Source organism: Micromonospora sp. CA-244673, from assembly GCF_050948395.1.
Lineage (GTDB): Bacteria > Actinomycetota > Actinomycetes > Mycobacteriales > Micromonosporaceae > Micromonospora.
In genome coordinates, this window is record NZ_CP192019.1 from 3,533,908 (window position 1) to 3,549,499 (window position 15,592).

9 protein-coding genes are annotated in these 15,592 nt (G+C 72.3%); 7 read left to right on the forward strand and 2 right to left on the reverse strand.

The features are described 5' to 3' along the window. Nucleotide 1 precedes the first annotated feature (1 nt). Both ACQP12_RS16425 and ACQP12_RS16430 read right to left on the reverse strand, forming a co-directional pair. Nucleotides 2-3,685, reverse strand: coding sequence for a GH116 family glycosyl hydrolase (locus ACQP12_RS16425; RefSeq protein WP_433288956.1), 3,684 nt, complete (start codon nt 3,683-3,685; stop codon nt 2-4). A gap of 15 nt (nt 3,686-3,700) precedes the next feature. After that, entirely contained in the window at nt 3,701-4,783 is a 1,083-nt protein-coding gene (locus ACQP12_RS16430) for a GTP-binding protein (protein WP_433288958.1), read from the reverse strand. 254 nt (nt 4,784-5,037) lie between these two features. Here ACQP12_RS16430 and ACQP12_RS16435 point away from each other — a divergent pair, with 254 nt between their 5' ends. The 7 genes from ACQP12_RS16435 (at nt 5,038) to ACQP12_RS16465 (ending at nt 15,568) form a co-directional block, all read left to right on the forward strand. Continuing rightward, nucleotides 5,038-8,289 carry a DUF2961 domain-containing protein gene (locus ACQP12_RS16435; protein ID WP_433288960.1) on the forward strand — a complete coding sequence of 1,084 codons (3,252 nt, stop codon included), beginning with the start codon at nt 5,038-5,040 and terminating at the stop codon, nt 8,287-8,289. Nucleotides 8,290-8,368: 79 nt separating this feature from the next. Then, nucleotides 8,369-9,907, forward strand: coding sequence for a sugar ABC transporter ATP-binding protein (locus ACQP12_RS16440; RefSeq protein WP_433288962.1), 1,539 nt, complete (start codon nt 8,369-8,371; stop codon nt 9,905-9,907). Next, nucleotides 9,904-10,968: an ABC transporter permease gene (locus ACQP12_RS16445; RefSeq protein WP_433288964.1), complete on the forward strand. Its 1,065-nt coding sequence runs from the start codon at nt 9,904-9,906 to the stop codon at nt 10,966-10,968. The genes ACQP12_RS16440 and ACQP12_RS16445 overlap by 4 nt, the downstream gene beginning before the upstream one ends. A 23-nt stretch (nt 10,969-10,991) precedes the next feature. Next, a complete protein-coding gene (locus ACQP12_RS16450; protein ID WP_357948998.1) occupies nt 10,992-11,996 on the forward strand; it encodes a substrate-binding domain-containing protein in 1,005 nt (334 codons plus the stop codon). Nucleotides 11,997-12,097: 101 nt separating this feature from the next. Beyond that, entirely contained in the window at nt 12,098-13,789 is a 1,692-nt protein-coding gene (locus ACQP12_RS16455; RefSeq protein WP_433288966.1) for a family 43 glycosylhydrolase, read from the forward strand. A gap of 149 nt (nt 13,790-13,938) precedes the next feature. Beyond that, nucleotides 13,939-14,310 (forward strand): YciI family protein, encoded by a 372-nt coding sequence (locus tag ACQP12_RS16460; protein ID WP_433288968.1) that lies wholly within the window; start codon nt 13,939-13,941, stop codon nt 14,308-14,310. A 43-nt stretch (nt 14,311-14,353) separates the two neighbouring features. Next, the gene (locus ACQP12_RS16465) at nt 14,354-15,568 is read left to right on the forward strand and encodes an RNA polymerase sigma factor (RefSeq protein ID WP_433288970.1); all 1,215 of its coding nucleotides are present in this window, start codon (nt 14,354-14,356) and stop codon (nt 15,566-15,568) included. Nucleotides 15,569-15,592: the final 24 nt, after the last annotated feature.

The following is a 15,592-nucleotide window of genomic DNA, read 5'->3' on the forward strand; positions in this document are numbered from 1 at the left end:
TTCAGCCGTTGAGCATCACCTGGATGGCGTCTCCCCGACCGACCACGACCTCGGCGTCCAAGGTAACGAGAATGCGCCCGTCCCGGCACGACCAGTCACGCACGGGCAGCCGGCGATTGCCCAGACGTACCGTCACCCGTGCCGGGGAACGTGTCACCGCCAGAGCGATGTTGGACACCCGGAGGCGGCCGTACCGGACCTCGACCGTGCCGGTGAGGTGCCCGCCGTGGCGCTCCTGCCGGAAGAGGCCCCACCCCTCCGCCGAGGTGAACGCGGCGGCGAACCGGTCGGGGCTGATCCGGGGCGCGAACCCGATGTGGCCGCGGGGGCCGTGGTGCTCGAAGCCGCAGGCCGCGAGATAGACACCGTGGCTGGCCATGGCCCGGGCGTAGTGATCGCCGCACTCGATCTCGTTGTACGGGTTGCGCTTGCCCGCGGCGTACCGCTCGTGCACCGCCCGGGTGAGGGTCAGCCCCTCCTCGACCAGGCCCTCCTGGAGCATGTGCGCCGCGACCTGGTACTCCTGGCCCGTCCACACCTCATTGAAGTACATGGCGGCCCAGCTCGCCGGGCTGCCCGCCGCTGTGTCGGCGCCACCGTGCGGCCAGGTGGTCATCAGCATGCCGTACTCGTGGTCCATCGCGAACCAGCGGCCGCCCGGGATGACGCTGCCCTCGCGGTAGGCGGCGTGGTCGGGTGTGAAGTTGTACCGGTAGAGGCTTTCCAGGGCGCTGACGGCCTGCTCCGCCGGTACGACACGGGGGAGCCCGAGCTGACCGGCGAGGCTCTGCCCGAAGAGTTGGTCGATGTGGCACCCGCGGTTGCTGTTGATCGCGTCGGCGTGGGCCGGGTCGATCTCCTGGATGAAGTACTCGCCGTTGAAGAGTTCCGTGGACAGGTGCCGGCTGCCGGAATCGGCGAGGGTCCGACACCGGTCGGCGAACTCGGGCTGGCCCACCTCGTCGGCCATCGCCGCGCCCGCCCGCAGCGCCGCGACGTACATTCCGGTGATCCAGGCGATCTGGCCGTACCAGGTGGTGTCGAGCGTGTTCGGCTGCGGGCCGTCGAGTGTGCCGTCCGGGCCCACGTCGTGTTCCATGATCCATTCCAGCGCGCGCCGTAGCCGGGGCCAGTTCACCCGCAGGTAGGTGTCGTCCGGCGCGGTCAGGTGTTCCCGGTAGCAGCGCAGGATCGTGCCGCACTGCCCGTCGGTGGCCCAGCCCATGTCGGCCTCGGCGCGGTTGCCGATCTGGCCCGTGTCCGGGTGGAATCCGATGCCGAGATCCACCCTGCTGCGGGTGTCGCGTTCCAGCTGGGGGAAGAGCCGGGCGATGGACTGGGCGTAGTTCCATACGTGCTCGCAGGTGCCCGCGCAGCAGTACACACCCTCCCAGCCGTAGAACCGTCCGTCGTCGAACAGGTAGCAGGTGTTGGTGGCGAGCGTCGACGCGGGGGCCAGGGTGCGCTCCAGGAACCAGTGCGGCAGGGTGGCGTCGGTGTACCAGGTCTTCACCCAGGTGCGGGTGTCGGCCTCCAGCCGGTCGAGGTCGTGGGCGACGTGTTCCACCACCGCGCGGGCGTCGGCGAACCGGGTCGCGTAGTGCCGGCGCAGGCTGTCCGAGCCGCGCAGGAAGCTGAGCGAAACGCGGTCCGGCACGGGGAAGTGCCAGCCGAGCACGAATCGCACGGTGCGGCTCTGGCCGGGCGCGAGGCGGACCGCCACGCTTACCGATCCGGCCTGCCCGGCCAGCGAGCCGTCCACCTCCGCGGGGCCGGCCTTGGCCGCGAACACCTCGTCGAGGCTGTCCCATTCGGCGAGCGACGGACGCGTCACCGCCCGGTTGTCGAGCGCGGCGAGAACGAGCGTGCCGTTGTCGGGCACCTGGTCCAGCGGCCGGGTATCCGTCGGCACGTCGCTGAAAACGATGCGGTCGACGTTGACGTGCCCCCACCCGCCGGTGTCCGCGTCCACGATCTCGATGACCGCCGTGCGGCCCTGGTACGCCGACAGGTTCATCGTCGCCACGCTGACCGGCTCCGCGTCGCGGCCGGCCACGCTGGCCACCAGGGCGCCGTCGACCAGGAGGTTGACGCACGTGCTGCCGCGGTGGCTCCCGCCGCCCACGGCCACGTTGACGTAGCGGCGCTCCACGGTGAACGGCCGGCTGGTCAGCTTGCCGGTGGCGGCGTCGGCTCGACCCGAGTCACCGCCGGAGCCGCGGAAGTCGTGCGACGTCACGAACCGCTGCCCGGACGCGCCGAGATCGCCGAAGCGCTTCATGTAGTCCGGCACCTCGGAGACCAGCACCGGGCCGGCGCCGAACGCGCTGCCCTCGACGGTCCAGCCCTCGTAGGTGTCGCGCTCCCAGTCCTCGAACACGATCTCCGGGCGGGGTGCGACGTCGGTGAACACGATCCGGTCGACGTTGACGTGCCCCCACCCGCCGGAGTGGGCGTCGACGATCTCGATGACCGCGGACTTCCCCTCGTACGCGGAGACGTCCAGGTAGACGCTGTGCATCGCCTCGGCGTTGCGGCCGGTCGCCGTGGCGACCACCGCGTCGTCGACGAGCAGGTTGACGCAGGTCTGCCCGGGGTGGTTGCCGCCGCCGACGGACAGCCGGACCGACTTGCGTGCGACCGTGAACGGGGCGCTGGTGAGCTTGCCGGTCGGCGCGTCGGCCCGGCCGATGTCGCCGTCGGCCCCGCGGAAGTCGTGTGAGGTGACGAGTCGCTGTCCGGTCGCGTTGAGCGGCCCGCCGTTCTTCATGTAGTCCGGCATCGCGGAGACCAGCACCGGGCCGGCGCCGAAGGCGGTGCCCTCGACGGTCCAGCCGTCGTAGGTGTCGCGCTCCCAGTCCTCGAAGACGACGTCGGGGCGGTCGGCCGGCTCGGTCTGCTCGGCGGCCGAGAACTGGACTCCGCGCAGCGACCCGTCGCCGAACGCCGTCGACCGCAGCAGGATCCCGCGCTGCGTCCTGGTATCCAGGCAGGCGGGATTCTCGACGTAGCCGAGCAGGGTGGCGTCCACCGGTCGGTGCGAGGTGTTGCGCAGCGTGTACACCAGCACGGTCGCCGGCAGCGTCGAGTCCGCGACCGACAGCGGTACGAACGGCGAGAATCCCTCCAGGGTCACCTCGACCGCAGCGTCGGCGTCCCGGTACCGGACCGTGCCCATGGGGTACTGCCCGGTGAAACGCACCTGGTCGAAGCCGCTGGCGTCGAGCGCGCGGGTCTGGACCCGCCCGCCCGACCGGGTCCGCAGGGCGAAACCGTGCCGGACGGGCGAGGCGGGCTGCCGAGGGCTCGCGTACCCGACGTCGGTGGTGCCGGCCGCCGGTCGGTTGAAGATGTCCCAGTTCCACAGCCGCCCGTCGCCGCCGAGGTACAGCTGGCCGGTGGCGCCACCGCCGACCGGCATACCGAGCCAGCGGAGGTCGTCGCCCTCGTAGCTGGTCGGCTCGCCCCGGCGGTACAGCGCCGTGGACCAGCCGGGTGGCAGCGCCTTGTCGACCGGCACGCCGATCAGCCGATCCTCGGGTACGCCGAGGGCGGCGGCGGCTTCGGCCCGGGAGCCGGCGAGCAGGGTGCCGGCGGCGACCCCGAGGGAGAGGGCGAGGAAGTGTCGACGGTTCGGGCTGCAGGCGTTGCCGGCGCAGCACTGGTCGTGCGACTGGTCTGCCATGGGTGCTCCTGACGGTCAGGCCGATGCGGCCGGGAGACGGTGCACGGGGCGGGGGTAGGACGGTGCGAAGGCGTTCGCCGGGCCGGGCCGGGCGGCGGCGCCGGCCGCGAGGTCGGCGTCGTAGGCGGCGGCCCGTACCAGGGATTCCAGGTCCTCCGGTGGGCAGGTGGCGCGGACGTTGAGCAGCACGGTGGCGCGGGCCACCGCCGGCCCGTCGGGCCCGGTGGGCTCGTGCCGCGGCGGATCACCGGCGGCCACGACGCTCATGCGGATCAGCCCGGCGGGCGACCGGACGGCGAGTTTGGCGTGACCGATGACGTCTCCCCGCCGGGCACAGGCGGCGGAGAGCGATTCGAGGGCGACGTGTGCCCAGCGACGTGCGGAGAATCCGGCACCGGCCGAGACCTGCCACACCTGGTTGAGCCAGCTCAGCCGCGCCTCCGCCGCGGCGTACCGGTCGTAGTCGACCGCCAGGTCCACGTCGCGGCCGCGAGGCGGCTCGCCGGTCCACTGCGCGACGAGCTCGTCGACGTGCTCGCCGAGGCTCGCGCTGTAGCCGAGGACGTCCGCGCCCGGATAGCCGCGCCGGATCTGGTCGAGGAGCGCGTCGAACTCGGCGCGGGGCAGGGTGTCGGACTTGTTGACCGCGATGAGGTTCGCCTCGGCGAGCTGGCGGTCGAACAGGTAGCCGAGGTCGCCGTCGAGCACGCCGACGCGCGCCGGGTCGACGATCGTGGTGAGGGGAGCCAGCGCGAGGCGGTCGCCGTAGCGGGCCCGCAGGGGGCGGATGACCGTCGCCTGCAGGTCGGTGCAGCTGCCGACGGCCTCGGCCAGGACGGTGTCCGCACGTCCGGTGTCGAGAAGGCCCGTCACCAGGTCGGCGAGGTCCTCGAAGCGGCAGCAGAAGCAGCCGTCGGTCACCTCGCCGACGTCGGGCACCGCGTCCCGGGCCAGTTGGGTGTCGACCAGGTCGCTGCCCTGGTCGTTGGTGATGACCGCGACCCGGCCGCCGCGTGCGGTGAGCAGCCGTCCGGCGGCCAGCATGGTGGTGGTCTTGCCCGCGCCGAGGAATCCGGTGAGGACGACGAGTCGGGGCACGGCTGCCCCCTCCCAGCGCGCCGCGCGAGCGCGGTGCGCTCTCGTGAACGAGAAATCGTTTGCTCAGTTCTTTTCGAGGACCATAGGAGTGGCGGATGGGGCTGTCAACGTCGAAGTGCCGCCGACCTCGTCGTGAACATTCAAGGATTGACCGCCGTGCGACGGCTGCCTAACCTGGTCGCAGCTGCAGCGAGAAATCGATTCCTTGTCGTGCCTCACGATCCGCCCCACCCACCGATGTGGAAAGGCGATTCATGACACCCACCACCCGTGTACGACGTACCTCGCCGCGGCGGCTGCTCGGTGCCGCCGCCGCGGCGACGCTCATCGCCGGCTCGGCCGTCGTCGGTCTCACCGCACCCGCCTCGGCCGCCACCGGACCGACCACGAACGGCCCCGTCGGCTGGGACGTCTACCGCCGGCTCGACCGGCTCCCGGAACTCACCGACGGATCCCGGGCCTACCAGTTCTCCAGCTTCGACCGCAGCGGTGGCAACGACGACGGCTTCTCCGGCCGGTACTCGTGCCTGCGCACCAGCGCCGAGGGCTGCGTCATCGCCGAGGCGACCGGCGCCGGCGAGATCGACTCCATCTGGTTCACCCGCGACGAAGGCAACGTCTCCGCCACGGGCACCATCACGGTCGTCCTCGACGGAAAGACCGTGCTCGACGCCAAGCTCCAGGACGTCGTGGACGGCAAGCTCGGTGCTCCCTTCGTCTACCCGGTGGTCGCCAACGCGGCGCAGAGCTCCGGCGGCGTCTACATCAAGGCGCCCATGACCTACCGCAGCTCGATGCGGGTCACCACCGAGAAGAACCCGATCTTCCACCACGTCTCCTACCGGAAGTTCACCACCGCGGACGGCGTCCGCACCTTCGACCCCACCGACCGGGCCGAGGACGTCATCGCGCAGCTCAAGGCCGCCGGCACCCGCGACCCCAAGCCCGCCCAGCCGGGCGCCACGACAGCTGAGCGCACCTTCGCCGTCCCCGCGGGCGGTCGGGCGACCCTCGCCAGTGGCGTGGGCCCCGGCGCGATCAGCGCACTCCAACTGAAGATCCCGCAGCTCGTCGGCGCGCCCGAGCCGATCGCCGACGACGGTCGCGCCTTCGGCGCCGGCGGTGGCAGCGAGTTCACCGTCGGCGTCGACCCGGCCAACACCGGCGTCCGGCTCACCCGCCGGCTCGATCCGCACATCGGGCACCAGCGGGCCCGCATCCTGGTCGACGGCGTACCGGTCGCCGAGTGGCCCGCCAACGACCCGGTGCCGTTCGGTACCTGGCTGGACCAGACCGTCGAGCTGCCGGCGAGCGCCACGGCCGGCAAGTCGAAGCTGACCATCCGCAACGAGTTCGTCTCGTCCGACCTCGACGTCAACGAGTTCACGTACTGGGTCGACAGCCTCGTCTCCGGCGCCGCGAAGCGCACCGACACGGTCGACCTGGGCCCGGCGCACACCGACGTCGAGGCGGCGCACGGCTACCGGATCACCGCGCAGACCTGGCAGGGCAGCAACACCTCGTCCTACCCGGCCGACGACGAGCGCAAGGCCGCCGTCGCCGCGTCCGACGCGGTGCTGCGTGACACCCGGCTGCGCGTCTCGTTCGACGGCAGGACCACGGTGGACGCCCCGCTCGGCGAGTTCTTCGGCACCGGCCTCGGGCTGCACTCCGTCCGGTCCCTGCTGTTCGGCGTCGACCCGGCGACCGCGACGCTGTCGGCCTGGTGGCCGATGCCCTACCGGTCGCGCTGGTCGATCGAACTGCGCAACGGGTCCGACGTGGCGATCAAGCCGTCGGTGGCCACGGTGACCACGGCGCGGTCCGCCAAGTGGGCGGCGGCCCTGCGGCCGACCGGCGACACCGGCTACTTCCGGGCGACCGCGACCAGCGCCGACACCACGCCGGGAGCGGACCATCTCTTCCTCGACGTCGCGGGGCGGGGGAAGTTCGTGGGGGTCACCCACACCATGGAGGGGCACATCCCCGCCGGCAACCAGCGCAACTACCTGGAGGGTGACGAGCGCGTCTACGTGGACGGCGCCCAGAGCCCGAGCATCCACGGCACCGGCACCGAGGACTTCTACGAGAGCGGCTGGTACTTCAACCACGGCACGTTCTCCGCGCCGATGAACGGCAACCCGGCCCACGAGATCGCCGACTACGGCTGCCGGTACGACTGCACCGGGGCGTACCGGCTCATGCTCGCGGAGTCGGTGGCGTTCTCGACCGGACTGCGGTTCGGCATCGAGCACGGCCCGGGCGACCAGGACCCGGCCCGGTACGGCTCCACCGCGTACTGGTACGGCCAGGACACCGTCGGGCAGCGCTGGACGGACACGGTCGACGTGGGCGACGCCGCCAGCGAGGCGGCTCACCAATACGCCTCCGGCGGTGACCGGACGGTGCTCACGGCGACCTTCGAGGGCGACGACGGCGCGCCCCGACCGGCGACCGATGACGTCCGCGCCTCCACCGACCCGATCCGGTTCCGGGTGGCCCTCGACGAGGACAACGCGGGCGCGGTCCTGCGCCGGGTCGGCGACCAGTCGGCCGCGTACCAGTCGGTGGCGGTCCGGATCGACGGGCGCGACGCCGGCACCTGGTCGCAGCCGCTGGCCAACGGGTCGCACCGGTGGCTGGAGGACGAGTACCGGCTCCCGGCCGCGCTCACCCGGGGCAGGGACGCGGTGACCGTCACCCTGACGCCGACCGCCGGCGCTCCGGCCTGGTCCGCTGCCCGATACGCGGTGCTCAGCCTGGTCACCCCGTTCACCGACCACCAGCGGCCGGGCGCGGTCAGCGGGCTCACCGCCACCAGCGGCACGACCAACGCCGTGACGGTGGCCTGGCAGCCGGCCCGCGACGACGTCTACGCCCCCCGGTACGAGGTGTTCGCCTCCCGCCAGGCGGGCTTCACGCCGGGGCCGGGCAACCGGGTCGGCACCACGACCCGCCCGAGCTTCGAGCACGCGGGTCTGGGGCTGCGCGAGACCTGGTACTACCGGGTGCGCGCGGTGGATGCGGCCGGCAACGCCGGGCCGTACTCGCCGACCGCCTCGGCCAGCACGGGCGACACGCTGCGGATCGAGGGCGAATCGCTCCTGCCCGTGGTCAGCGCCGACGCGCCGGCGGATCCGCAGGGCGACTGCTGCGGCATCCACTGGTCGCAGAGCGCGCAGCTGTGGTTCCACGCGAACGGCCCGAACCAGAGCGTCACCGTCAACTTCACCGTGCCCACCACCGGGACCTACGACCTGCGCCTCGTGCAGACGCTGGCCCGGGACTACGGCACCAACACGGTGGCGATCGACGGTGCCCGCATCGGGCCGGAGTTCGATGCGTACCACTCGCCGGAGGTGGTCGTGAGCGACCCGCTCGACTACGGCCGGCGGGAGCTGACGGCGGGCCGGCACACGCTCACGCTCACCGTGACCGGCAAGGCCGCCGCGTCGGTCGGCTACCTGGCCGGGCTCGACTACGTCGAGGCGCGGCTCGTCTCGTGACCGACCGGAGCCGCCGGGTCCGCACCGGGCCCGGCGGCTCCGACCCGCAGCAGACCCGCAGACGACTCAGAGGTGCCGCATGACAGAACGCCCGCTGGTCCGGATGACCGGCATCGGCAAGCGGTTCGGCGGTGTGCACGCCTGCCGCGACATCGACCTCACCGTCCGAGCGGGTGAGGTGCACGCGCTGCTCGGCGAGAACGGCGCCGGCAAGTCGACACTGATCAACATCCTCTCCGGCGTGATCACCGAGTACGACGGCGCCATCGAGGTCGAGGGGCGGCCCGTGACCTTCGGCGGCCCCGCCGGCGCGCACCGCGCCGGCATCGCCACGATCCACCAGGAGCTCGACCTGGTGGCCGGGCTCTCCATCGCGGAGAACATGTTCCTCGGGCGCGAGCCGCGCACCCGGGTGGGCACCGTCGACATCCGCCGGATGCGCCGGCAGGCCACCGACCACCTGCGTACGCTCGGCGCCGACCTCGACCCACGGCGGCTCGTCGGGTCGCTGCGTGTCGGCGAGCAGCAACTGGTCGAGATCGGCCGGGCGCTGTCGCTGGACGCGCGGGTGCTGATCATGGACGAGCCGACCGCCGCGCTGGCGGACGCCGAGGTCGAACGCCTCTTCGCGACGATCGCGGAGCTGCGCCGGACGGGCGTCGGCATCGTCTACATCTCGCACCGGATGGCGGAGATCGAGGTCGTCGCGGACCGGGTCACCGTGCTGCGCAACGGCAGCGTCGCGGGCAGCGTCGACCCGAAGGCCGCCTCCCGCGACGACATCATCCAGCTGATGGTCGGCCGGTCGGTCGACGCGCTCTACGGAGAGGGGCGGAACGAGCCCGGGGACGTGCTGCTCGACGTCCGCGGACTCGCCGTGACGCCACGCCGGCCGACACCCGGGCGGACCGAGCCGGCCGGTGTCGACCTCACGGTGCGCTCCGGCGAGATCGTCGGACTCGCCGGGCTGATGGGCGCGGGCCGCACCGAACTGCTCGAGACGCTCTTCGGTGCCGCGGGCTCCGGCCGCCGCGCCGGCCAGGTGACGTTCGACGGCCGCCCGTACCGCCCGCACGGCCCACGGTCAGCCCTGGCCCGCGGGGTGGCGTTCGTCCCCGAGGACCGGCGTGGCGCCGGACTGATGCTCGAGCACTCGGTGACCGACAACGTCGTGCTCTCCGCGCTGTCGACACTGACGACGCTCGGCCTCGTCCGCCGGCAGGCGGTGAAGCGGACGGTGGCCGGGCAGCTCAGCGCCCTGGCGGTGAAGGCCGCCTCGCCCACGGTCCCCACCGCCACGCTCTCCGGCGGCAACCAGCAGAAGATCGTGTTCGCCAAGCAACTGCTGACGCGACCGCGGCTGCTGCTGCTCGACGAGCCGACCAGAGGCGTCGACATCGGGGCCAAGGCCGAGATCTACCGGCTGCTGCACCAACTCGCCGACACCGGCATGGCGATCCTGCTCGCCTCGTCCGAACTGCCGGAGCTGCTCAGCCTCTGTGACCGGGTCGTCGTCCTGCACCGCGGTCGCACCGCGGCCGCGCTGCCCCGCGCGTCCGCCACCCAACAAGCGATCCTCGCCGCGGCCAACGGTGACGATGCCAAGGAGGCCCGATGAACTCGCCGACCCCCACCTCCGTCGCCGAAGCGCCGCGCGAGACACCGCCCCGCCGCCGGCCCATCCGGCTGCCGCGGGACCGGCACGCGATCGTCGACAGCTTCTTCCGGTTCCAGAGCCTGTTCGGCCTGGCTGCCGTCTTCATCATCGCGATCGCCGTGTCGCCCGTCCGCAACGGCGAGAGCGTCTTCCTCAGCTCCGGGAACCTCGCCAACATCGTCCGGGCGGTCTCGGAGATCGGCATCATCGCGGTCGGGATGACGTTCGTGATCCTGATCGGCGGGATCGACCTCTCCGTCGGGGCGGTGCTCGGGCTCGCCGCGGTCGGGTCGGCCACCCTCATGGTCGACAGCGGCCTGGGCATCCTGCCGACGGTCCTGATCGTGCTGTTGATCGGCACCGCGTTCGGCGCCACCCAGGGCGCGATCGTCGCCCGGCTCGGCATCCAGTCGTTCATCGTCACCCTCGCCGGCCTGCAGGCGGCCCGGGGCATCGCCCGGATGTGGTCCGGCGGGCTGGGCATCCCCATCGCCTACGGTGACGGGCCGCAGGAGGCTCCGGAGGCGTTCTCGACGCTGAGCGGATCGATCAACGGGATCCTCCCGGTGCCGGCACTGCTGTTCCTCGCCATCGGCGTCGGTGCGCTGCTGGTGCTGCGCACCACGGCCTTCGCCCGGCACGTCTACGCCATCGGCGGCAACGAGAAGGCCGCCCGGCTCTCCGGGGTGCCGGTGCGCCGCGTCCGCATCACCGTGTTCGCGATCGCCGGCCTGCTCGCCGCACTGGCCGGGATCATCCACGCCGGCCAGCTCAACCAGGGGAGCCCGAACGACGGCGCCGGCTACGAGCTGGACGCGATCGCGGCGGTGGTCATCGGCGGGACGAGCCTTGCCGGTGGCAGTGGATCCATGGGCGGCACCATCGCCGGCGCCCTGCTGCTCGGGATCCTCAACAACATCCTCGCCCTCAACAACATCGACGCGAACGTGCAGCTGGTCGTCAAGGGCCTGGTCATCGTGGCTGCCGCCGCGTTGCAGAAGCTACGTCCCCGCATCGCCTGACCCACCACCCAATGGAGGAAACCATGCGTTACGCCCGAAGAGCCGCCACGATCCTGGCGCTGGCCGCGCTCGTCGCCACCTCGGCGTGCAGCGTCGAGGACGACCCCGGCAGCGGCAGCTCCGATGCCTCGGCGAAGTGCGGCAGCGGCAAGGACTTCCTGATCGGCATGTCCCAGGCCAACAACGCCGAGCCGTACCGGCAGGTCATGAACGACGACGTGAGCAACGCCGCGAAGTCCGTGCCCGGTTTCAAGGTGGTCGTCTCGGACGCGGCTCAGGACAACAGCAAGCAGGTGGCCGACGTGGAGAACTTCCTCTCCCAGGGCATCAACCTGCTGATCATCTCGCCGAACGAGGCGAAGCCGCTGACCGCGGTGGTCAAGAAGGCGTACGACCAGGGGATCCCGGTCATCGTGCTGGACCGCAAGGTCGAGGGTGACGCCTACACGGCCTTCATCGGTGGCGACAACGTCGCGATCGGAAAGGCGGCGGGCGAGTACTACGCGAAGACGCTGCTGCCGCAGGGCGGCAAGGTCGTGGAGATCTCCGGCCTGCCCGGCTCCACCCCGGCCGCCGAGCGCGCCCAGGGCTTCCGGGAGGGCATCGCCAGCAACCCGAAGATCGAGATCGTGGCGAGCCAGACCGCCGAGTGGCTGCGGGAGAAGGGGCAGAGCGTCATGGACGCGATGCTCAAGGCCAACCCGAACATCGACGCGGTCTACGCGCACAACGACCCGATGGCGGAGGGCGCCTACCTGGCGGCGAAGGCGGCCGGCAAGGAAACGGCGATCAAGTTCACCGGGATCGACGCGCTGCCCGTCCCCTCGGGCGGCATCAAGGCCGTCGAGCAGGGCCGCCTCCAGGCGACGTTCCAGTACCCGACCGGCGGGCGTGAGGCGGTCGACCTGGCCAAGAAGATCCTCGTCGACTGCGCCAAGGACGTCCCGAAGACGACCACCCTCGGCACCCAGCAGATCACCAAGGAGAACGCCGCGGAGGTCTACACCACGCTCGGCGGCAAGCAGTAGGGCCCCGGCGCTGGTCCGCCGCCGGAGACAGGCGGCGGACCAGCGCGCCAGGCGCCCGTCCGGCGCACCACCTCGCCACCCGTAGAGCTCTGGAGGAACGCATGCCCCGTTCACCGTCCCGCGTCGGTCGGCTGTCCGCGCTGCTCGCCCTCGCCCTGGGCCTGATCGTGGCCCCGGCGCCGGCCCGGGCCGCCGACACCGCCGCGCTGACCAACCAGCCGTACGAGAACCGGTCCGTCCAGGTCACCGCCGGCGAGTTCGTGAACGTGTACGACCCCGGCGTCGGCGAGAACGAGCGCTGGTACTACAACGACCACACCATGGTGCGTGACCGTGCGACGGGCCGGTGGCACGTCTTCGCGATCACCCACGCCGAGCCCGCCAACCCGTTGGACGAGAAGTTCTTCGGCCATGCCACGGCGCCGTCACCCCGCGGCCCCTGGACGAAGCAGCCGTTCGCCCTGCAGGCCGACCCGAGCGCGGGGGAGACGCACATCTGGGCGCCGTACGTGCTGTTCCACGGCGGCACCTACTACATGTTCTACGCGGGCGGCACCGCCGATCACGAGGCGTACCGGATGCACCTCGCCACGTCGAAGGACCTGACGACCTGGACGCGGCACCCGGGCAACCCGCTCTTCACCGACGGCTTCGACGGCCGGGACCCGATGGTGACCCGGGTCGGCAACCAGTGGGTCATGTACTACACCGCCAACAGCACCCCGGCCGGTGGCCACCACATCGTCGCCTACCGCACGAGCCGTGACCTCGTGCACTGGAGCGACCGGCGGACGGCCTTCGAGCACCCGGCCACCGGCACCTTCGGCGGGCCGACCGAGTCGCCGTTCGTGGTGCACCACGACGGCTCGTGGTATCTCTTCGTCTGCTGCGAGAGCGGCTACCAGGACACCCGCGTGTACCGCAGCGAGGACCCGTTCCACTTCACCGTCGACCAGCTCGCCGGCCGGATCGAGGCGCACGCCGCCGAAGTGGTCAAGGACGACTCCGGCACCGGCCAGTGGTACGTCACGGGCGCCGGCTGGGGTCAGGGCGGGCTCTGGCTGGCGCCGCTGAACTGGCGTACGCCGGTGGTGACGAAGGGACGGATCGTCAGCACGCCCTACTACCGCGCCGTCGTGCAGACGGCGCCCGAGTCCCGGCTGGTCAGCTACGAGGCCGACCCGACCGGCCGGGGCGCGTACCGGCCCGTGACGGATTCGTCGTTCCGTTCCACGGCGCCCTACCTCGCGGTCGGGACCTTCGGGCCCACCGACACGGCAGGCCCCGCCCGGAACGTGACCGTGTCGGCCGACGGCACGGACCTGCTCCTGGCCGGCATCCCGCTCGGCGACGAGCCGGTGACCGTCGACTGGCGCTTCCGGTTCGCACCGACCACGGTGGACGTCGACCTCCTCTGGCACGTCACCGGCGCGACCAGCGCGCCGGTCTGGGAGGCCGCCTGGAATCTCGACTCGACCCTGCCCCGGCTCGCGGACCCCGCCGGCGCCGATCGCGACGGGGACGCGGCCGGCTTCACCCCGTGGGTGCTCGCCACAGACGACGCCACGACGCTGGCGGTCGCGTACCGGGCCGGGTCGGCCTGGAGCGAGGACAACCGGTGGTTCAACCGGCCGAGCGGCTCCGTCGCCTGGCAGCCCCTGTGGCAGCCGGGTGGGCGGTCACTGCCGGTGGGCGACCTCCCGGGCGGGACCTGGCGTATCGGCGTGAGCGGCGCGCCCGCCGACACCGGGTTCGCACAGGCCCTGGCGGCCTCGCTCAACGGCGCGGCGTAGCCTCCGGCCCCGCGGCCGCCCACCCGAGCAGGTGGCCGGCCGCGGGAGCCGCGGCAAAGATTCTCCGGCGTCGCGTCGATCCGCGGTCCGCTCGTTCGACGTTAGGGTGCGAGGGCCGAGAGGCGGCCCCGCCGGACGAGGAGAACGCGATGCCGAAGTACCTGCTGATCATGCGGGGCACCGACGAGTCCAACGCGGCCATGATGGCCAACATCGACGAGATGATGACCACGACCCGCCAGTTCATCGAGGAGATGGTCAAGGCCGGCGTTCTCCTCGCGGCCGAAGGGCTGGACGATCCGGGCCAGGGCGTCGTGGTCGACTTCAGCGGCGAGGCCCCGGTGGTCACGGACGGGCCGTACGGGGAGACCAAGGAACTGTTCGGTGGCTTCTTCCTGCTCGACGTCGCCTCGAAGCAGGAGGCGGTCGAGTGGGCCAAGCGGGTGCCGGCGGCCCCCGGGGCCAAGATCGAGGTCCGGCGGGTGCCCGGGAGCGACGAGGTCCCGCAGGTCGGCGAGTGACCGCCGAGGACCGGGCCGGGCGCGAGAGCAACGGCCAGAGCTGATGGCTACGGCCGATGTCGAGGCCGTCTGGCGGATCGAGTCGGCGCGCATCGTCGCCGCGCTGACCCGGTTCACCGGCGATTTCGGCCTGGCCGAGGACGCGGCCCAGGAGGCGGTGGCGGAGGCGCTGGTGTCGTGGCCGCTCGCCGCTCCGGGGAATCCGGCGGGCTGGTTGATGGCCACGGCCCGGCGGCGGGCCATCGACGCGATCCGCCGCCGGGCCGCCCTCCAGGACCGGTACGCCCTCCTGGCGGCCGACCCCGCGGTCGACGAGGAAATCGACCCCGACAAGATCGACGACGACGTCCTGACGCTGATGTTCGTCAGCTGCCACCCGGTGCTCTCCCCGGAGGCCCGGGTGGCGCTGACCCTGCGCGTGGTCGGCGGCCTGTCCAGCGAGGAGATCGCCCGCGCGTTTCTCGTACCCGTGCCGACCGTGCAGGCCCGCATCACCCGGGCCAAGAAGACGATCGCGGCGGCCCGGGTGCCGTTCGAGCTGCCGCCGGCGGACGAGCGCCGGGAGCGGCTGGCCGGCGTGCTCAGCGTCCTCTACGTGATCTTCACCGAGGGGTCGACGGCCACGTCGGGCGACCGGCTGCTACGCCCCGACGTCGCGTACGAGGCGATCCGGCTGGCCCGCACGCTGGCCGCGCTGCAACCGGACGAGCCGGAGGTGCACGGCCTGCTCGCCCTGTTCGAGCTGACGGCCGCGCGCTTCCCGGCCCGGACCGCCCCGGACGGCTCGCCGGTCCTGCTCGAGGACCAGGACCGGCGGCGGTGGGACTTCTCGGCGATCCGCCGTGGGCTGGCCGCGCTGGCCAAGGCCTCGGCTCGCGGCCTCGGCCCCTACGGCCTGCAGGCCGCGATCGCGGCCACCCACTCGGCGGCGCCCTCGGTCGAGGCGACCGACTGGGACCGGATCGTGGTGCTCTACGAGGCGCTCGGCCGGGTCGCGCCCTCGCCGGTGGTCGAGCTCAACCGGGCCGTGGCGGTGGCCATGGCCACGGGCCCGGCGCAGGCCCTGGCGATCGTGGACGAGCTGATCGCCTCGGACCGGCTCTCCGGTTCGCATCTGGTTCCGACCGTACGCGGTGAGCTGCTGGCCCGGCTCGGCCGGCGGCTGGAGGCGCGCGCCGAGCTGGAGCTGGCGGCCCGGTTGTGCGCCAACCAGCGCGAACGCTCGGTGCTGCTGCGCAAGGCCGCCACGCTGACCTGATTTCACCAGCTCGGCCGGCCGGTA